The organism is Pseudomonas sp. SLFW, from assembly GCF_009905615.1.
Classification (GTDB): domain Bacteria; phylum Pseudomonadota; class Gammaproteobacteria; order Pseudomonadales; family Pseudomonadaceae; genus Aquipseudomonas; species Aquipseudomonas bambusae.
The window spans coordinates 236,043-253,111 of sequence record NZ_JAAAKW010000005.1 but is presented as its reverse complement, the minus strand read 5'-3'; the positions used below and the strand labels follow the sequence as shown (position 1 = coordinate 253,111).

Sequence of the window (17,069 nt, the reverse complement as noted above, 5' to 3'; positions counted from 1 at the left end):
CAGAGAATACCCTTCATGTCCTACCGCGCACCCCAGGACCTGGCCCTGAGTCTGGCGCTTTCCGCCCTGCTCGATGCTCAGGTCAGCGCGGGTCATTACGCCACCGACGAGGAGGCTCGACGTGCCGCCCTGCGCATCATGCAGGCCAATGACGCGGCCCGGCGCGACGTGGCGGCCGAGGCGCAGGGCGAAACCGCACTGTACGACTCCATGGACTTCACTCGACTGGCCCTGTCGGCCGTGCGCGGGGTCGGGGTATGGACCTATGAAGTGTCCAACGATTGCTTCTATTGCGATGAAGGCATCAGCGAGCTCTACGGCATCGATCCGCTTCAGGGGGCGGCGGGCATCAAACGCACGGACTTTCTCGCCAACGTCCACCCCGACGATCTGGTGGCCTTGCGCAAGACCATGGCAGGCGGCCTGGTCAACAGCGGCGACCTGGAACTCGAATACCGCATCCTGCACCCGAACGGCGCGATTCGCTGGGTGCTGTCCCGAGGGCACACCTATTTCAACAACGCAGGCGACCCCGTGCGCCGCACCGGTGTGGGTGTGGAGATGACCGCTCAACGGCTGCTGGAACAACAGCTGCGACAAAGCCAGAAAATGGAGGCTGTGGGTCAGTTGACCGGCGGCTTGGCCCACGACTTCAACAACCTGCTGACCGGGATCATGGGCAGCCTTGAAATGCTCCGGCTACGCATCGGTCAGGGCCGGTTGAATGACACCGAGCGTTATTTCGAGGCCGCCCAGGGTGCCTCGCGACGGGCCGCCGCGCTCACTCATCGTCTGCTGGCGTTCTCCCGGCGTCAGACGCTGGAGCCGACGTCCACCGACGTCAATGCGCTGATCCACGGCATGCTGGAGCTGATCCGCAGCACCATCGGGCCAGCCGTGCATATCGACATCCAGAACACCGCTGACCTGTGGCTGACCCAAGTAGACCCGAACCAGCTGGAAAACGCCCTTCTCAACCTCTGTATCAACGCCCGAGACGCCATGGTGTCGGGCGGCACGCTGACCATCGCCACCGGCAATCGCAACCTGACGTCCAAGGCCGCAGCAGACCTGGAGCTGCCCGTCGGCGAATACCTGACGCTGAGCGTCAGCGATACCGGCAGTGGCATGAGCGGTGACGTGATGGCCCATGCCTTCGACCCCTTCTTTACCACCAAGCCCACTGGCAAAGGGACCGGGCTGGGCCTGTCGATGATCTACGGGTTCGTGCGCCAGTCCGGTGGCAGCATTCACATTGAATCGCGCATGGACGTGGGCACCACTATGACGCTCTACCTGCCGAGGTCCACGCGCAACGTTGCAAGCGTGTCGACGCCGACCGCTGTGTCCGGCGCACTGGCCGGGTTGGGGGAAACCGTGCTGGTGATCGACGATGAACCGACCGTGCGCATGTTGATCGCCGAAGTGCTGGAAGACCTGGGCTACACCGCCCTGGATGCGGAGGACGGTGCGCAAGGTCTTCAGGTGCTGCAATCGAACCAGCGCATTGACCTGCTGGTGACGGACGTGGGTCTGCCAGGCGGTCTCAATGGCCGGCAGGTGGCCGACGCCGGACGCAGCGTGCGCCCGGACTTGAAGGTGCTTTTTATTACCGGCTATGCGCACAACGCACTGCTGTGGGAAGAACAACTGGAGCCCGGCATGCACTTGCTGACCAAGCCGTTCACCATGGACGACCTTGCCGCACGCATCAAATGCATTCTGGCGACCTGAAACAGACGCCGACGCCCTGCCGTTTGTCGGCAAAAAATGCCCTGCCCCCCTCGCCCCGCATGCCTCAGGCCCCCTCGGGGCTCCTGACAGTTATAACTTTCGTTATACCGCCACCGCCGTAAAAGTCTCAAAAACGAGACAGAAAACAACGCTCTTAAATAACCGCGCTTAAGTGGGTTACTCCTCCGAAAGATACTTTTTCAGGCGCGCTGTCTGAACCGGCCTTTCCGTGTGACTTTGCAGGACAGCCTCCGCGAAACACGCGGACCCGCACGAAAAACCGACGTCAACTTAGCGACGCGATTAGTCTTTTTAAACCGCACTAGTTAGTCACTCTAATTTTTGGCGCCAATTTATAAATGACATTATTTTTAGTTTCGTGGTGGCGTATTCCCATTATTTGTATTTACACTGTGACCACTCCAACAAACTTTGTATGTGCCTGCCATGAAACACACCACTTTAAGGATAATGATGGTGCTTCCCCTGTGCCTTGCCGCGACGGCATTTGCCGAAGAAAGCGTCAACACAACACCGGCTTTATCTTCTCAGCGCTCCCTCAATCGCGCTGAAGTCGGCGGACTGGTCGTCGGGCAGACAGTGACTCAGAACGGGCATGCGTTTTACGACAGTTTTGCCTCGGCCTGGGCCGAAAAAGATGAAGAAGGTCGTTTTACGGTTTCAGTCACGGAGCGCCCCACCGCACGTTTAGGCAGTCAGATTTTCATCAACTACGGCAATCGCCGGATGCTTCAGGTGGCCCTCCCACCGAACCGCAGCCAGATTGCCGGACTGGGTGCAGACGTGGCGGCTCAAGTGTTCCAGGCCATTCTTGACTACCAATTGGCGCAGTTCTTCGGGGACCCTGACATGGGTCGCGATGAGATCTAAAAGGAGTTAATCATGAATCGCTTGTCTCTTGCTTTCATCAGTCTGCTCTCGCTGTCCGGCCCCTGCGCCAGCGTCCTTGCCAGTGAACTGGTGTACGTCCCGGTCAACCCATCCTTCGGCGGCAACCCGCTCAACGGCCCCGTGCTGTTGAACCAGGCGAACGCGCAAAACAAGTTCACCGAGAAGTCGTCTTCCTCGGGATCGACGCAAAGCACGCTGAATCAGTTCAACAGTATGTTGCAAAGCGCGATTCTGAGCCGCGTTTCGTCCGCGGTGACATCGAGCATTGTCGGCACCGACGGCAAGTTGACGCCAGGAACCGTTGAAACCACGGACTTCACGATTTCCATCGTCAACTTGTCGCCAGGCTTATTGCAAATAACCACCACCGATAAAACCACCGGTCAAAGTACGTCGTTCCAGATCAACCAATAAGTAATGGTCGCTGTACCGCTTCAGCACTAACGATTTCGCTGTAACGCTCCTGTAAGACGTGTTGTGCCTTGTGCAATAACTCGCGGGCGTCGCTCGCCTGCCCTAAACCCAGAAACAACTAAAACATTGAATAAAGGAATTAATCATGCAAGCACGTAAATCCATTATCGCCCTCGCAGTACTGGCTTCTGTCTCAGGCGCAGCTTTCGCTGGCAACGGTACCGTCAACAGCTACCAGGACGGTAGCTTCAACGGCGCCAACATTGAACAGAGCGGTGCGATCAACTCCACCACTACCCTCAACCAGACTGGCAACCGTAACGTGGCCGGTACCGAAGGCAGCAAGGTGCTTCAGGCGTCCCGTGACAGCAACCTGACCATCCTGCAGAGCAATGCCTACAACACGGCCTACGCTACCCAGCGTGGCGGTGTCCAGAACAACGCAGCCATCGAGCAGGTTGGCAAAACCAACTTCAACTCGGACAACAAGCAGACCGCTACCCTGACCCAGGACGGTAGCTACAACACCGGCTACATCTCCCAGAAAAACAACCTGGGCCAACAAAACAGCGCCACCTTGAACCAGGACGGTTCCGGTCATACGGCCGAGCTCCGTCAGGAAGGCAATAACAAGGCAGTCGCCACCGTCAAGCAGTACAACAATGACAACCGCGCCTACGTCACTCAGAAAAACAACACGGATGCCACCGGCACCGTCACTCAGCGCGGCAACAACAACACGTCGAACCTGACCCAGACTGGCAGCTACAAAGTCACCGCTACCATCAGTCAGGACGGCGGCTACAACCAGGCCACCACCACCCAAGAGAACGGTACCCGCGACTCGACGGCTGACCTGACCCAGAACGGCAATGGCCACACCGGTTCGATTCTGCAGAACGACACCTGGACCACCCATGCCACGCTGACCCAGAACGGCAACAACAGCACCGGCACGATCTACCAGAACGTCGCTGATGGTTCCTCCGCGACACTGTCGCAGACTGGCAGCAACAACACCGGCGCGCTGACTCAGAAAAACTCGTTCGACGGCAGCATCCAAGCGACCCAAAACGGATCGTACAACCGCGTCGTAGCCAATCAAACCTACGGCTACGATCTGTCCGCGAAAATCACCCAGACCGGTGACGGCAACGCCACCACCAGCAACCAGACCGGTAGCAAAAACCGCCTGGTCGCCACGCAGGACGGCTACGAGAACAGCATCCTCAGCAACCAGGCTGGCATCAACAACCTGGCTGAGCTGACTCAGCAAGCCGGCGGCCACAACTCGATCGACCTCAACCAGACTGCTTCGGCGATCAGCAACACCGCTCGCGTTACTCAGTCCGGCAACTACCTGACCGCCAACGTCACCCAGACCGGCGGCCTGAACAACAACGTTGTGATCAATCAGCACTAATCCAGGTCGTACCCGCCGGTTCGCCGGCGGGTTTTTTCGGAGTTTTATCATGCGCGCCCGCACGATTTCATTGATGATTTTCGCCGCTGTAGTCCTGAGTGGTTGTGCCACTTCGCGCCCGGCGGGCACCATTTCTCCGGCGACCATTTCGCCGCCCACCCAATCCACACGCGACCTCGCCAACCTGCCGCTTCCAGCAGGTCAGATTCCAGTGGCGGTGTACGGCATGCGTGACCAGACCGGCCAGTACAAGCCTTCGCCGGACAGTTCTTTTTCCACGTCAGTGACTCAGGGCGCCGCGTCGCTTCTGGTCGGGGCGTTACGCGATTCGCGCTGGTTCAAACCGGTGGAACGCGAAAACCTGCAAGACCTTCTGACCGAACGCAAGATCGTTCGAGCGCTGGAGCAGCCATCTGACCGGGCACAGACTCAATTGCCTCCGCTGCGTCCGGCCAACATGATCATCGAAGGCGCCATCGTCGCCTACGAAAGCAACGTGCGCACCGGCGGTTTCGGCGTGCGTTACCTGGGCATCGGCCCGTCGGACATTTACCGCCAGGATCAGGTGACCATCAACCTGCGAGCAGTGGACATCCGCACCGGCGACGTGATCCAGAGCATCACCACCACCAAGACCGTGTTTTCTATCCAGCTGGATTTCGGCGTCTTCAAGTTCGTGTCGCTGCGTCACCTGCTGGAAGTGGAAACCGGCCTTTCACGCAACGAACCGGTTCAGCAGTGCGTGCGTGAAGCCATCGAAGCGGGCCTGATTCACCTGATTGCCCAAGGTGCCCGCGACGGCAGCTGGTCCTTGAAAAACCCGGACGACCTGAAAAAGCCCCTGCTTGCGGGCTACCTGAAGGCGTATGACGAGCAGACGATGAATACGCCAATTACCTCTGCGGAGCAGACCAAGCTCTTGGGAGATTCAAGTGCGCAACCACAATAAATATGCGCTGCTGACCTGCGCTGCCTTACTGACCCTTGGCAGTACGCTGTGTTCGGCCGCCGACCTGGTGTCCGAGGCTCGCTACTCCGGCCTTGGTGTGTCGGGCAGCCGGGTTGACCTGAGCCAGATCGGCTCCTACAACCGCGCCACGGTCGATCAAAGTGGCCAACGCCAGCGTCTGGTGGAAATCCAGACGGGCCAGGCCAACGCGGCGACCATTAACCAGAGCGGCGCCTACAATGCCGCGTATGCCCAGCAGAACGGCTACAACAACGTTATGACCCTGGAGCAGAGCGGGCGCTACAACCAGGCGGCCATCGCGCAAGTGGGCACCGGCAACCAGGCCAACGTCGTGCAAAGCGGCGCCTATAATCAGGCGTACGTCGGGCAGTATGGCCAGAACAACCAGGCCAACGTCACCCAAAGCGGGTTTGGTGGCGTGGTCAGTGTCCAGCAGTTCGGCAGCAACATGAACGCTACAGTCACGCAGAAGTGAGACCCATGATCGACTTATCGCAATTGGTCGTCGCCATCGATACCCACCGTGAAGGGGCGGCTGTGCTGATTCGTCCGCACATCGAAAACCCGACGCCCTTGACCCTGCGTTACCGCATGGCGATCAGCCAACGCAGCGCCGCGGGCACCTCCAGCATCAGCCAGCAGGGCGATATCCAGACCGGCGCCAGCACCTCTCTCGTGCGCCTGAGCATTCCACCGGAAGCCGCCTGCAACATTCACCTGGAACTCTTCCAGGACGGCGTATTGGTCAAATCCCTCGACAAGAACTGCGACGAAACCACGAGCTGACGCTTAATCATTCCCCTTCAGTAACACCCGGATCTTGTCGGTATCCTCAGCAGTGGCAGGGTTGTAAATAACCATGCCGAGGTCCGGCCTGCCATCCACGGCAAATCCCGAATACTCCAGCGCGATCAAGCCCATCGTCGGATGATGCAGCCGCTTGCTGCCTTCACCGTGTACCCGCACATCGTTGTCCCGCCAGAACCGCGCAAAGTCAGCGCTCAACACGCACAGCTCCTCGGCCAGTTTGCTGACCTCCGACGCCGCCCCCGCTCGAATCGCATCCGCGCGAAACGCCGCCACCACGAACCTCGCCATGCTCTCCCAATCCTCCTGCCGTTCGCGCACGCCCTGCCGACAGAACATCAGGCGCAGAATGTTGCGCTCCTTCACCGGCAGCAGGCTGTAATCGGTGAATACAACAGCCGCCGCACGATTCCAGGCCAGTACATCCCAAGTGGCCGTCTTGATGATCGCGGGGCTGAACTCAAGGGTGTCCAAGAGGCGCTGCAAACGCGGCGTCACGCCTTCAGGCGCCCGGTAAATCACTTCGGGCGGGTGGCCGAACGCGAGCATGAACAAGTGTTCGCGCTCAGGTTCGGTCATCAACAGGCTTTGGGCGATGCGGTTCAACACCTCGGTGGACGGCGCGCCACCCCTGCCCTGTTCCAGCCAGGTGTACCAAGTGGCGCTGATGTTGGCGCGCTGCGCGACCTCCTCGCGACGCAATCCCGGCGTGCGCCTGCGCGCATTGGAAAAGCCGAAACTCACCGGGTCGAGCCGCCCCCGGCAATCCTTCAAATACGCACCCAGCAATTGAACCGACTGATCTGACATAGCAAGCCTGTTAGTGTGTATACCCTGATAACGTCACGTCTTTAACTGGATACAGACTACGCGCAGGCTGGTGTTTTCAGCAAAGCGAGAGTGACCCCATGCGCGTATTTCTCACCGGCTCCACAGGTTTCATCGGCACCCAGGTCACGCGGGAATTGCTCGACGCAGGCCATGACGTGCTGGGTCTGACCCGCTCCGATCACGGCGAACGTGCGTTGCGTGCCGTGGGCGCTGTCGCTCACCGAGGCGACATCGAAGACCTCGACAGCCTGCGCAAAGGCGCCGAACAATGCGACGCGGTGATCCACACCGCCTTCGATCACGATTTCACTTACTTCGTCGAAAATTGCCAGAAGGATGGCCGCGTCATCACGGCGTTAGGCGCTGCGCTGGAAGGTTCGGCGCGCCCATTGATCATCACCTCCGGCACCGCCATGGGCTGCCCCGCCCCCGGCCAGCCTGCGGACGAAGACCATTTCGACCCGGCCCATCCCCATCCACGCACCGCCTCGGAACTGGCCGGCCACGCACTGAGCGAGCGGGGTATCAATGTGGTGGTCATGCGCTTGTCGCAAATCCACAACCCGGTGAAACAGGGTCTGGTCACCTACCTCATCGACTTGGCGCGGCAGAAAGGCGTGTCGGCTTACGTCAGTGAAGGAAACGAAGGATGGTCCGCCGCACACCTTGCCGACACGGCCCACCTCTACCGCCTGGCCCTGGAAAAACACGCACCCGGTGCCCGCTACAACGCCACCGCCGAACAGACGATTGCCTTCCGTGACATCGCGCAGGTGATTGGCGAAGGGCTGGGCGTGCCGACCGTTTCCCTGAGCCCTGAACAGGCCGCAGCGCATTTCGGCTGGATGGCCGGGTTCGCGGGGCAGGACATGTCGGCGTCGAACACCAAGACACGGGAACGGCTGGGGTGGAACCCGAAGGGGCCGGGGTTGTTGGAGGATGTGCGGGTGTGTCTGGGGCGATAGCGGTCAGGAGTGACCACGTTCATGGGTTTGTCGCCGTGGCGGTGCATCCTGCACGCACCGCCGCCAAGATTCGTTAAACCTGTGACATCGGAGTTGGGTCTGAAGCACATGACCCTGCCTCGGCGTCTGGCAGGATTTCGACGCGGGCACATTAGACGTGGGAGCGACACATGAAACAGGTCACAGCAGGCGTGCTGAATATCGCCTACCTCGAAAGCGGTCCCGCCGACGGGCCAGTCGTGGTGCTGTTGCACGGATTTCCTTACGACGTTCGCGCCTATGACGAGGTCGCGAAACGGCTCGCGGACGCGGGTTGCCGTTGCATCGTGCCGTACTTGCGGGGCTACGGCCCCACGCGCTTTCTCGATGCGTCCACGCTTCGATCCGGTGAACAGGCCGCCCTCGGCGCCGATCTGCTGGCCTTGCTTGACGCGCTGAGCATCGAACGTGCGGTGCTGGCGGGCTATGACTGGGGTGGCCGCGCGGCGTGTGTCGTCGCAGCGTTGTGGCCCGAGCGGGTGATCGGCCTGGTAAGCGGTGATCCGGGCTACAACATTCAGGACATTGCTGCCGCCAACACGCCCTCTTCAGCCCGGAGCGAGCATCGTCTCTGGTATCAGTATTACCTCCATGGCGAGCGTGGATATGCCGGGTTAAAGGCCAATGGCAAAGCGTTCTGTCGCCTGCTGTGGGAACAGTGGTCGCCCAGCTGGACATTCAGCGAGGGGACCTATGAGGCGAGCGCGGATTCGTTTTCCAACCCGGACTTTGTCGACGTCGTGACCCACTCCTACCGCCACCGGTTCGGGTTGGTAGAGGGCGATCCCCGTTACGCCGAGATCGAACGCCAACTGGCGCAACGGCCCCCGATTTCGGTGCCGAGCGTGATTCTGGGCGGGGCCGATGATGGGGTCTCGTCGAAGCGGGATGACGCGGCTGCCGTGAAAGGCTTCAGCGCGAAGGTGCGCAGACAGGTGCTGCCGGGCGTGGGTCATAACGTCCCGCAAGAAGCACCCGCCGTGTTCGCCGATGCGGTGTTGGAGGTGCTGAACCGCTGAGCATCCAGGCATCCCGCTGTCGGGTGCTTGAGCATTCGACACGGACGTTCTGAAGGCTGCGCCTCTTTCCCACTCAACATGACGCCCCGCGCCGTCAGATGTAGGGGTTTGACCGGCGATTATTCGGTAACAAAGCCTGACAACCGTTAAATCGCAGGCTGCCGCCCGGCAAATCGCGCCCTCATAATGGCCCCACAACAACAAATGGGGTTCACCCTGAGGCATGCAAGCGATGTACAAGGATCACATCATCAAGGCGCGTTTCACTGACAGTGTCATGTTCATGGGCGCCATCGCCGCTGTCATTTTCTGCATCACCCTCCTGTGTGGCGTTGGCGAAAGTCGGCTCTCACACCTGATGGGCCCCATCGTCCTCGATCTGGAATCGCCGTGGGCACGCAATATCGCGGTGGGCGGGACCTTCACCCTCACCGCCATGCTGAATCTGTTCATGCTCGGCCGCTTTCCGCTACGGGCGCAGATCATCACCGTCTGGTGCGAGCTGCTGGTGCTGTTCCTGCTGTTCTTCGACACGTTCAATCTGTCTTACAGCTTCATCGCCACCAAGGTCGGCTTCATGATCACCCAAGGGGTGTTCACCACCGTCTACGTGTCCGCCATTTCCATTGCCATCGCGTTCGTGCTGGCGCTGTTGGGTGCCACGGCCCGGCTGTCGTCCAACGGCTTCGCCATTGCCATCGCCAGTTTCTACACCTCGTTCTTTCGCGGCGTCCCGCTGCTGATTCAGATTTACCTGATCTACCTCGGCATCCCCCAGCTGGGCTATGTGGTCGGCGCAGTGCCCGCGGGGATTCTCGCGCTCTCACTGTGCTACGGCGCCTACATGACAGAAATTTTCCGCGGGGGCATCAGCAGCATTTCCCGTGGGCAGTGGGAAGCCTCGCGGGCCATCGGCCTGACGCCATTCCAGACCATGACCCGAGTGATCCTCCCGCAGTCCATGCGGCTGATCATCCCGCCGACCGGCAATCAGTTCATCTCGATGCTCAAGGACAGCTCGCTGGTATCGGTAATCGGGGTGTGGGAGCTGATGTTCCTCGCCCGCACCCAAGGCCGCGCCGAGTTCCGTCACCTGGAAATGCTCATCACCGCTGCCGTGCTGTATTGGCTGCTGTCCATCGTGCTGGAAACGGTTCAGGCACGGATGGAAAAACACTTCAACCGCGCCCATCGCTGATCAGGAGCACGACAATGAATCAGCAATCCGTTTCCCTCGCGTCGGCGTCGTATCCGGCTGTCTCGATCCAGGACATGCACAAGTGGTACGGCGACTTTCACGTGCTCAAAGGGATCGACCTGCACATCGCGGCCGGTGAAATCGTCGTGGTGTGCGGCCCTTCCGGCTCCGGCAAGTCCACGCTGATCCGCTGTCTTAATCTGTTGGAGGATTTCCAGAAAGGCCACGTGTTCATCGACGGCGTCGAGCTGACCCGCGATGCCACCTGCGTGGCGGGGATTCGTCGCCAGATCGGCATGGTGTTTCAGCAGTTCAACCTGTTCCCGCACATGACCGTGCTGGAAAACCTCATGCTCGGGCCTCGCCTCGTGAGCAAGCTCAGCGAATCGAAAGCCCGCGAACTGGCGTATGAATACCTCGACCGCGTGCGGATCAGGAACCAGGCCGATAAATACCCCGGCCAGCTCTCGGGCGGTCAACAACAGCGTGTGGCGATTGCCCGGGCCCTCTGCATGCGGCCGCGCATCATGCTGTTCGACGAGCCCACCTCGGCACTCGACCCGGAAATGGTCAAGGAGGTGCTGGACGTGATGGGCGAACTGGCCCAGGACGGCATCACGATGGTGTGCGTGACCCATGAAATGGGGTTCGCCCGTCGTGTGGCCGATCGCATCATCTTCATGGATCAGGGCGCGATCATCGAGCAGGCCCGCCCCACCGATTTTTTCGACAACCCTCAGCACCCGCGTGCCCGAGAGTTTCTGTCGCAGATTCTCAGCCACTGAGAGGCTTCACCGCACCTTGCAACGTTCACCGAAAACAACAAAAACCATTTCGGACACCAGGAGCTTACCCATGATCCCGTTCACGCGTTTCTTCGCGACCGCTGCTGTCACCACTGCCGTCATGTTGGCCACCGGAGGCGCCTGGGCAGGCGCGACCCTCGACCGGGTTCACCAGACCAAGGTGATCAAGGTCGCCACGGCCGCCAACTGGCCACCCCAGTCTTTCCTGGGCCCAGACAACACACTGCAAGGCTTCGACATCGACGTGGCGAACGAAATCGGCAAACGCCTGGGCAGCAAGACCGAATTCGTGACTCCCGAATACGGGGTCATCACGGCCGGGCGCTGGTCGAACCGCTGGGACCTGTCCGTCGGTTCCATGACCCCGACCACCGAGCGCGGTCGCGTGCTGGATTTCCCGGCCATCTATTACTACACCCCGTACGTGTTCGCTGTGCACAAGGATGCTGCCGGCACCCAGGCTGCGGACCTGAACGGCAAGATCATTGGCGTGGAAGCGGGAACGACGTCCGAGGATTACATCAATCGCCGCCTGAAGATCGACGCGGCGGACGTGCCATCGTTCACCTACGACGTCACGCCCGGTGAAGTGAAAACCTATGGCGACAGCATGGGCCCGCTGGATGATCTGCGGATGGGCAATGGCGTCCGGCTGAATGCGACCTTGTCCGCCCTGCCCACCATCGTGGCGGCGGTCAAGAACGGCTATCCCATCGTGCGCGTGGAGGGCAAACCCGCTTACTACGAACCGCTGGCCATTGCCGTCGACAAGGGCGATGAAGCGTTCAACAGCGCGTTGACCAAGATCGTCGCCGACATGAAAGCCGACGGAACGCTGAAGCAGCTGTCCGAAAAATGGTACGGCGCCGACCTCACGCAAGTGCAATAACCCCCAACAGACCGTACAGGCGCCCGTCCTCGACGTGGCGTCCTGGACGCCTGCGCCCAGCAAAAAGGACAACGGTTTTCATGTTCACCTATAACAACAACTACTACACCGCGACGATGCAGGACACGCCCTCGCGGCCTGCGCTGTCAGGCAACGTGCCCGCCGATGTCTGCGTGGTCGGCGCAGGGCTGGCAGGGTTGAGCACGGCCTGGGCACTGCTGACACGAGGCAAGACTGTCGCGTTGCTCGACGCTGGCCGAGTGGCATGGGGCGCGTCAGGGCGCAATGGCGGCTTCGTGCTTCAGGGTTGGTCCGAAGGCATGTCGGCCATCGAACGACGCTGCGGGAAAACCACCGCTGCCGCGCTGTTTAAACTGTCGCTGGAAGGGGTCGATATCGTGCGTGAAACCATCGCCCGACACGCCCTGCCCGGCTGTTTACCCACGACGGGAAAGCTGAGCGTGATCCGCTACGACGATGCCGACAGCCTGCGGCGACTGCAGGACAAAATGGCCACGGACTTCGACTTTCATCTCGACTACCTGGATCGCGATGCGGTACGTGAACGGCTGAAAACCGACCGCTACTTTCAGGCACTTCGGGACACCCACGGTTTCCATTTTCACCCCTTGAATTATTGCCTCGGCCTGGCCGGGCTCATTGAACGCAGCGGCGGCGCGATTTACGAACAGTCGCCGATGGTTCGGGTCGAGCGCCGGGACGGCGGGCATCGGGTGATCACGGATAAGGGCAGCGTCGAGTGCGGCGATGTGGTGTATTGCTGCGGCGGGTATGGCGGCCCCGAGTTCGGCAAGCTACGCGGCGCCTTTCTGCCCATCGCCACTTACGCGGTACTGACCGAACGCCTTGGGTCGGGGTTGGCGGCGGCCGTGAACACCCGCGATGCGGTGGGCGACAATCGCCGGGCCTCCGATTATTACCGGGTCGTGGATGGCGATCGTTTGCTCTGGGGCGGGCGCATCACCACCAAAAACCTGCAGGATGAACAGCGCCTGGGGCAGTTGTTGACGGCCGATATTCTCGACGTCTACCCGCAGTTGAAAGGGGTGAAGATCGATAAAGCCTGGTCGGGGCTGATGGGCTATGCCCGGCACAAGATGCCTCACATCGCTTCATTGGGCACGGGGCTCTGGGCTTGTACCTCGTTCGGCGGCCATGGTATGAACACTGCGCCCATTGGCGGACGCGTGATCGCCGAAGCCATTTGCGGCGAAAGCGATCGCTACCGGTTGTTCGATGCGTACGGACTGCAATGGAACGGTGGTCCTCTCGGGCCCGCGGCGGCCCAAACGGTTTACGCCGGGCTGAAGATCATGGATTTCTTTCAGGAAACCCGGTCACAGCGCAAAGCGGTTTCTCACCCCTGAATCAGAGCAAGGCCAAGGACGTTTTCATGGATGCGCCTACCCCCGGTCCGCTGTTCAACCTGACCGACAAAGACCGACAACTGCTCAGCCTTTTGCAAGCCAACGCCCGGGAACCCACCGCCTCGTTGGCACGCAAGCTGGGCGTGTCGCGCTCGTCCGTGCAGGAGCGCATCACCCGTCTGGAAAAAGCCGGGGTCATTACCGGCTACAGCGTGCGCATCGACCAGGACCGTCTCCAACAGACCATCAACTGCTTCACCATGACCTCGTGCACCAACAAGAGCTACACCGATGTGATGACTTCCCTGCGCAAAATGGACGCGGTGCAGGCGGTGTACGCCGTGTCGGGGGAATCGGATTTCATCATTCATTTGGCCACCTCCACCCTGAGCGACCTCAACGCCGAGTTGATCCGGATCAACATGATCAAGGGTGTCGCGCATACGTCGTCTCACATCGTGATGGAAACCAAATTCAGCCGAAAACTGATGGAGTGAGCGAGCGGGAACGCGTTGTTTCATTCCGTCGCCCCACGGCGACGCAACGCAGCGGCGGCGATCTCATTGCCCTGCCCCATCACGATACTCAGCGCGGTTTCGCCCCGTGCGTCCTGATGGTTCAGATCGGCACCCTGTGCGATTAACACCGGCACGAAATCCAGACGCCCGAACAGCGCCGCGAAGGCCAGCGCGGTTTGGCCGCTGTTGTTGGTCTGATCGATGGCGCAACGATCAACCAGCAACTTCGCCATGGCCATTTCTCCCTTGAACAACGCGCCCATCAGCGCGGTGTTGCCGTTGTGGTCGGGGATACAAGGGTCGGCGGTGGCGCCGAGCAACAACCTGACCTCGTCGGTCTGTCCGTGGTAGGTCGCCAACACCAGCGCGGTGTAACCCTCGCCACTCTGGCTGTTCACCGGAAAACCGGCGTCGATCAGCGCCTGGCTGATGTCGGTTCGCCCCGCACGGGCGGCGTCGAACCATTGCTGATCATAGATATGCGGATTCACCTGCACGGGGCGTTCCTCACTGACCAGGTGCTCGGGGGTCGAGGGCAGCCAGAAATCGGGCACAAGCAGGTGGCTGACGCGCAGTCCCACCCACGAAAGACCCGCCAACAGCACCAGTGCAGCAACAACGAAGCCGATTCGGCGACGGGAATAGGTGTGCATGGATCATCTCCTCAAGACCACCGCGTCATTACCCGACGCGATGGCCGTTCTCAACGCCGACTCAGTCTTGCAGGCGAGTTGCGAGTGACTTGACGCGCTCGACGTCGGCGTGGGTCGCCTTCGCCAACTGCCCGCCGTAACCGGCGTCCGCCTTATAGAAGTAGGAAAGCATCGTGTACTTGTTGGCCTCGTTGGTGACGTGGTTCAGGTCCGCGCTCAAGGCTTCGATCAGGAAGCCTTTGTCCTTCTCGGAAAGGCCCCGGTAGTACTCGCCGGCCTGGAAGAAGTTTCGAGGTTTTTGGGTCATGCGCTGCTGAGTAACCCCACTGACCGGCGTCGCTGCATCTTTGTATTTAGGGTCCTGGCTGAGTTCCTTGATGCCCGACGGTTCGTAGTTGATCTCGCCCTGACGTCCACTCGCGTTCAAGGCACCGTCCTGGCTGTTATTGCTGACAGGTGTTTTCGGCGCGTTGATGGGAAGTTGCTGATAGTTGGCGCCGAGCCGATACATTTGGGTATCTGCATACGCGAACAAGCGTCCCTGAAGCATGCGGTCTTCGGATGCTTCAATTCCCGGCACCAAACGTGACGGTGCAAAGGCCGACTCTTCGGTGGATTCAAAATAATTGTCCGGAATTTTATTCAGCGTCAGCGTGCCGACTTTTCGCTCCGGCACACCGGTCCAGACTTTTGTGTCGTCGAGCGCATCGAAATCAAACTTGCCCAACTCCCCTGGCGTCAGCACTTGGACATAGAGATCCCATTTGGGAAAGTCACCTTTTTTGATGGCGCCATACAAATCATTAGTCATCAAGTTCCAGTCATTCGCAATGGAACCACCGATGTGTTTGGGTTCAAAACCATGAACGCCCTGCTGGCTCTTCCAGGCAAACTTCACATAATGGGTCACGCCATCAGCGTTGATGAATTTGAATGCGTGTACCGCCGAGCCATCCATGTGTCGATAGGAATCCGGCATGCCCTCGACGGTATAGAGGTGAGTCAACATATTGGTGGCTTCTGGCGTGTGCGCGAAGAAGTCAAACGCCAGGTTGGGATCTTGTACGCCGGTGACCGCGCTGGGTTTGTTGGCATGAACGAAGTCGGGAAATTTGATCGCATCGCGGATAAAAAAGATCGGCCAGTTAATGCCGACCATGTCCCAGTTACCTTGTGAGGTGTAGAACTTCACGGCGAAACCGCGGGGATCACGGGCTTGTTCGGGCGATCCCCGATACCCCATCACCGTGGAAAACCTGACGAATACGGGCGTTTTATTGCCCGGTTGAAAAACTTGCGCCACGGTCAGGTCATGCAGATCAGCAGTCGGCTCGAAGTCACCAAAGGCCCCCGTGCCCCTCGCATGAACGACGCGTTCGGGAATGCGCTCGCGATCAAACCGCTGCAGTTTTTCAATCAAGTGGGAGTCTTGAAGTAATACGGGACCGGCATCGCCTGCCGTTTGAGAGTTTTGATTGTCGCCGACAGGGGCACCACTGTCTCGCGTGAGTTGATCTGCATGAACGGCAGATGAAGCGGCAATGGCAACAGCGAGCACGGAGGCGCTCCAGAGAGAACGATTATGGCTCATGGACATTATTTCCTCATTTATTATTAATAGCCTCCGAATACTGGTGAGTGTGGGAGTTGTCAGCCATTGGCTTTTAATCATCAGCCCCATATGGAAAAACAATGGAACACGCGCTTACCCCGCAAACAGGAATGGCTAACCGTGAAGCATCAGCTCTTCACTGCTCAGGACGATTGATTCTTCAAACACAAATACCCGAGAACTTCACCGTTCATCGTGTACATGATGAGCGGCGAATCTCAGGTAATGTGTGGCTGTAACGCGCGAAACAATCAAACGTGAACTTAACGCTTGGCGCTCATCTCGACTTTGAGTCGGGCGAATGCTTCATGTTGTCGATCCTCAGCTTTCGCGGCGGCCTTTTGCGCGTCTGACGGTGGTGCCAACAGCGAAGAAGACGGCGGTATCACCTTGCCTGCGCTGTCCAGTTTCAGAGGCTCTGATGAATCCGGCGTTGTCATGATCACCTTATTCATCTCGTTGGGGTTGATCGTGCGAAGTTGCACGATCCCCGAAGAAGAACTCACCGCACCCATCGTCATAAATACCTCCTCAGTCAATGAAAGCAGGCCCGTCATGCCTGCCTGGGTAAAGCAGCTCCATCAACCGGCGTATGCCAGAGTCAGTCGCTGCATATCTGGTGCGCTCATCAGTTTGCCTTCCAGCAGCGTCATGAACGCTTGGGTATAGGGCTGCGCCATGTGTTCGGCATGGGCCGCTTCCGAGGCAAAGTATTCAAAGAAACACAGATGCGTGGGGTCCTGCGCATAAGCAGTCTGATGAAACGCCACACAGCCCGGCTCTCTGAGCGTGTGTGCCAGCGTGACAGCAGCGGCTTCCAGCACCTCCGTCAGGTATTCAGGCTTGACCGTTGCGTTCACCAGCAGAATGTACGGGACGTCGCTCATACCT

The 17,069-nt window shown here is 59.6% G+C and carries 19 protein-coding genes; 14 read left to right on the top strand and 5 right to left on the bottom strand.

What is annotated here, in order from left to right:
• The first annotated feature begins 15 nt into the window (after positions 1 to 15).
• From GVN17_RS11640 to csgH, 7 genes are all read left to right on the top strand, one after another.
• On the top strand, positions 16 to 1,734 hold the full coding sequence (locus GVN17_RS11640; protein WP_166595407.1) for a PAS domain-containing hybrid sensor histidine kinase/response regulator: 1,719 nt from the start codon (positions 16 to 18) through the stop codon (positions 1,732 to 1,734).
• Positions 1,735 to 2,181: 447 nt separating this feature from the next.
• Complete coding sequence (locus tag GVN17_RS11635; protein WP_166595406.1) at positions 2,182 to 2,625, top strand: CsgE family curli-type amyloid fiber assembly protein; 444 nt, start codon at positions 2,182 to 2,184, stop codon at positions 2,623 to 2,625.
• Between the two features lie 12 nt (positions 2,626 to 2,637).
• Positions 2,638 to 3,060, top strand: coding sequence for a curli assembly protein CsgF (locus tag GVN17_RS11630; RefSeq protein WP_166595405.1), 423 nt, complete (start codon positions 2,638 to 2,640; stop codon positions 3,058 to 3,060).
• 145 nt (positions 3,061 to 3,205) lie between these two features.
• Positions 3,206 to 4,483, top strand: a complete 1,278-nt coding sequence (locus GVN17_RS11625) for a hypothetical protein (RefSeq protein ID WP_166595404.1) — start codon at positions 3,206 to 3,208, stop codon at positions 4,481 to 4,483.
• Between the two features lie 49 nt (positions 4,484 to 4,532).
• Positions 4,533 to 5,432: a CsgG/HfaB family protein gene (locus GVN17_RS11620; RefSeq protein ID WP_166595403.1), complete on the top strand. Its 900-nt coding sequence runs from the start codon at positions 4,533 to 4,535 to the stop codon at positions 5,430 to 5,432.
• Positions 5,416 to 5,928, top strand: coding sequence for a curlin-associated protein (locus GVN17_RS11615; protein ID WP_371928535.1), 513 nt, complete (start codon positions 5,416 to 5,418; stop codon positions 5,926 to 5,928). The genes GVN17_RS11620 and GVN17_RS11615 overlap by 17 nt, the downstream gene beginning before the upstream one ends.
• A gap of 5 nt (positions 5,929 to 5,933) precedes the next feature.
• The gene (csgH, locus tag GVN17_RS11610) at positions 5,934 to 6,239 is read left to right on the top strand and encodes a curli-like amyloid fiber formation chaperone CsgH (protein WP_166595402.1); all 306 of its coding nucleotides are present in this window, start codon (positions 5,934 to 5,936) and stop codon (positions 6,237 to 6,239) included.
• Between the two features lie 3 nt (positions 6,240 to 6,242).
• Here csgH and GVN17_RS11605 read toward each other — a convergent pair whose 3' ends face one another.
• Entirely contained in the window at positions 6,243 to 7,070 is an 828-nt protein-coding gene (locus tag GVN17_RS11605; RefSeq protein WP_166595401.1) for a helix-turn-helix transcriptional regulator, read from the bottom strand.
• Positions 7,071 to 7,168: 98 nt separating this feature from the next.
• Between GVN17_RS11605 and GVN17_RS11600 the strand changes: the two genes are divergently transcribed.
• From GVN17_RS11600 to GVN17_RS11570, 7 genes are all read left to right on the top strand, one after another.
• Complete coding sequence (locus GVN17_RS11600; RefSeq protein WP_166595400.1) at positions 7,169 to 8,056, top strand: SDR family oxidoreductase; 888 nt, start codon at positions 7,169 to 7,171, stop codon at positions 8,054 to 8,056.
• Positions 8,057 to 8,226: 170 nt separating this feature from the next.
• On the top strand, positions 8,227 to 9,114 hold the full coding sequence (locus GVN17_RS11595; protein ID WP_166595399.1) for an alpha/beta fold hydrolase: 888 nt from the start codon (positions 8,227 to 8,229) through the stop codon (positions 9,112 to 9,114).
• A 232-nt stretch (positions 9,115 to 9,346) separates the two neighbouring features.
• Positions 9,347 to 10,312 carry an amino acid ABC transporter permease gene (locus GVN17_RS11590; RefSeq protein WP_166595398.1) on the top strand — a complete coding sequence of 322 codons (966 nt, stop codon included), beginning with the start codon at positions 9,347 to 9,349 and terminating at the stop codon, positions 10,310 to 10,312.
• A gap of 14 nt (positions 10,313 to 10,326) precedes the next feature.
• Positions 10,327 to 11,097 (top strand): amino acid ABC transporter ATP-binding protein, encoded by a 771-nt coding sequence (locus GVN17_RS11585; RefSeq protein WP_166595397.1) that lies wholly within the window; start codon positions 10,327 to 10,329, stop codon positions 11,095 to 11,097.
• Positions 11,098 to 11,167: 70 nt separating this feature from the next.
• On the top strand, positions 11,168 to 12,007 hold the full coding sequence (locus tag GVN17_RS11580) for a transporter substrate-binding domain-containing protein (RefSeq protein ID WP_166595396.1): 840 nt from the start codon (positions 11,168 to 11,170) through the stop codon (positions 12,005 to 12,007).
• 80 nt (positions 12,008 to 12,087) lie between these two features.
• The gene (locus tag GVN17_RS11575) at positions 12,088 to 13,395 is read left to right on the top strand and encodes an FAD-binding oxidoreductase (protein WP_166595395.1); all 1,308 of its coding nucleotides are present in this window, start codon (positions 12,088 to 12,090) and stop codon (positions 13,393 to 13,395) included.
• A 26-nt stretch (positions 13,396 to 13,421) separates the two neighbouring features.
• Positions 13,422 to 13,892, top strand: coding sequence for an Lrp/AsnC family transcriptional regulator (locus GVN17_RS11570; protein ID WP_166595394.1), 471 nt, complete (start codon positions 13,422 to 13,424; stop codon positions 13,890 to 13,892).
• 20 nt (positions 13,893 to 13,912) lie between these two features.
• On the opposite strand, the gene GVN17_RS11565 is transcribed toward GVN17_RS11570, so the two are convergent.
• The 4 genes from GVN17_RS11565 to GVN17_RS11550 all read right to left on the bottom strand — a co-directional run bounded on the left by GVN17_RS11565 (position 13,913) and on the right by GVN17_RS11550 (position 17,065).
• Positions 13,913 to 14,566: an ankyrin repeat domain-containing protein gene (locus tag GVN17_RS11565; RefSeq protein ID WP_166595393.1), complete on the bottom strand. Its 654-nt coding sequence runs from the start codon at positions 14,564 to 14,566 to the stop codon at positions 13,913 to 13,915.
• Between the two features lie 61 nt (positions 14,567 to 14,627).
• Entirely contained in the window at positions 14,628 to 16,163 is a 1,536-nt protein-coding gene (locus GVN17_RS11560; RefSeq protein ID WP_166595392.1) for a catalase, read from the bottom strand.
• Positions 16,164 to 16,441: 278 nt separating this feature from the next.
• Complete coding sequence (locus GVN17_RS11555; RefSeq protein ID WP_166595391.1) at positions 16,442 to 16,699, bottom strand: hypothetical protein; 258 nt, start codon at positions 16,697 to 16,699, stop codon at positions 16,442 to 16,444.
• A gap of 60 nt (positions 16,700 to 16,759) precedes the next feature.
• Positions 16,760 to 17,065, bottom strand: a complete 306-nt coding sequence (locus GVN17_RS11550; protein WP_166595390.1) for a putative quinol monooxygenase — start codon at positions 17,063 to 17,065, stop codon at positions 16,760 to 16,762.
• Between the last annotated feature and the right edge of the window lie 4 nt (positions 17,066 to 17,069).

What these genes read in the sequence shown, in the direction of transcription:
- GVN17_RS11640 (WP_166595407.1), top strand. Translation starts at nt 16, where the DNA reads ATGTCCTACCGCGCACCCCAGGACCTGGCCCTGAGTCTGGCGCTTTCC.
- GVN17_RS11635 (WP_166595406.1), top strand. Translation starts at nt 2,182, where the DNA reads ATGAAACACACCACTTTAAGGATAATGATGGTGCTTCCCCTGTGCCTT.
- GVN17_RS11630 (WP_166595405.1), top strand. Translation starts at nt 2,638, where the DNA reads ATGAATCGCTTGTCTCTTGCTTTCATCAGTCTGCTCTCGCTGTCCGGC.
- GVN17_RS11625 (WP_166595404.1), top strand. Translation starts at nt 3,206, where the DNA reads ATGCAAGCACGTAAATCCATTATCGCCCTCGCAGTACTGGCTTCTGTC.
- GVN17_RS11620 (WP_166595403.1), top strand. Translation starts at nt 4,533, where the DNA reads ATGCGCGCCCGCACGATTTCATTGATGATTTTCGCCGCTGTAGTCCTG.
- csgH (WP_166595402.1), top strand. Translation starts at nt 5,934, where the DNA reads ATGATCGACTTATCGCAATTGGTCGTCGCCATCGATACCCACCGTGAA.
- GVN17_RS11605 (WP_166595401.1), bottom strand. Translation starts at nt 7,070, where the DNA reads ATGTCAGATCAGTCGGTTCAATTGCTGGGTGCGTATTTGAAGGATTGC.
- GVN17_RS11600 (WP_166595400.1), top strand. Translation starts at nt 7,169, where the DNA reads ATGCGCGTATTTCTCACCGGCTCCACAGGTTTCATCGGCACCCAGGTC.
- GVN17_RS11595 (WP_166595399.1), top strand. Translation starts at nt 8,227, where the DNA reads ATGAAACAGGTCACAGCAGGCGTGCTGAATATCGCCTACCTCGAAAGC.
- GVN17_RS11590 (WP_166595398.1), top strand. Translation starts at nt 9,347, where the DNA reads ATGTACAAGGATCACATCATCAAGGCGCGTTTCACTGACAGTGTCATG.
- GVN17_RS11585 (WP_166595397.1), top strand. Translation starts at nt 10,327, where the DNA reads ATGAATCAGCAATCCGTTTCCCTCGCGTCGGCGTCGTATCCGGCTGTC.
- GVN17_RS11580 (WP_166595396.1), top strand. Translation starts at nt 11,168, where the DNA reads ATGATCCCGTTCACGCGTTTCTTCGCGACCGCTGCTGTCACCACTGCC.
- GVN17_RS11575 (WP_166595395.1), top strand. Translation starts at nt 12,088, where the DNA reads ATGTTCACCTATAACAACAACTACTACACCGCGACGATGCAGGACACG.
- GVN17_RS11570 (WP_166595394.1), top strand. Translation starts at nt 13,422, where the DNA reads ATGGATGCGCCTACCCCCGGTCCGCTGTTCAACCTGACCGACAAAGAC.
- GVN17_RS11565 (WP_166595393.1), bottom strand. Translation starts at nt 14,566, where the DNA reads ATGCACACCTATTCCCGTCGCCGAATCGGCTTCGTTGTTGCTGCACTG.
- GVN17_RS11560 (WP_166595392.1), bottom strand. Translation starts at nt 16,163, where the DNA reads ATGTCCATGAGCCATAATCGTTCTCTCTGGAGCGCCTCCGTGCTCGCT.
- GVN17_RS11555 (WP_166595391.1), bottom strand. Translation starts at nt 16,699, where the DNA reads ATGACGATGGGTGCGGTGAGTTCTTCTTCGGGGATCGTGCAACTTCGC.
- GVN17_RS11550 (WP_166595390.1), bottom strand. Translation starts at nt 17,065, where the DNA reads ATGAGCGACGTCCCGTACATTCTGCTGGTGAACGCAACGGTCAAGCCT.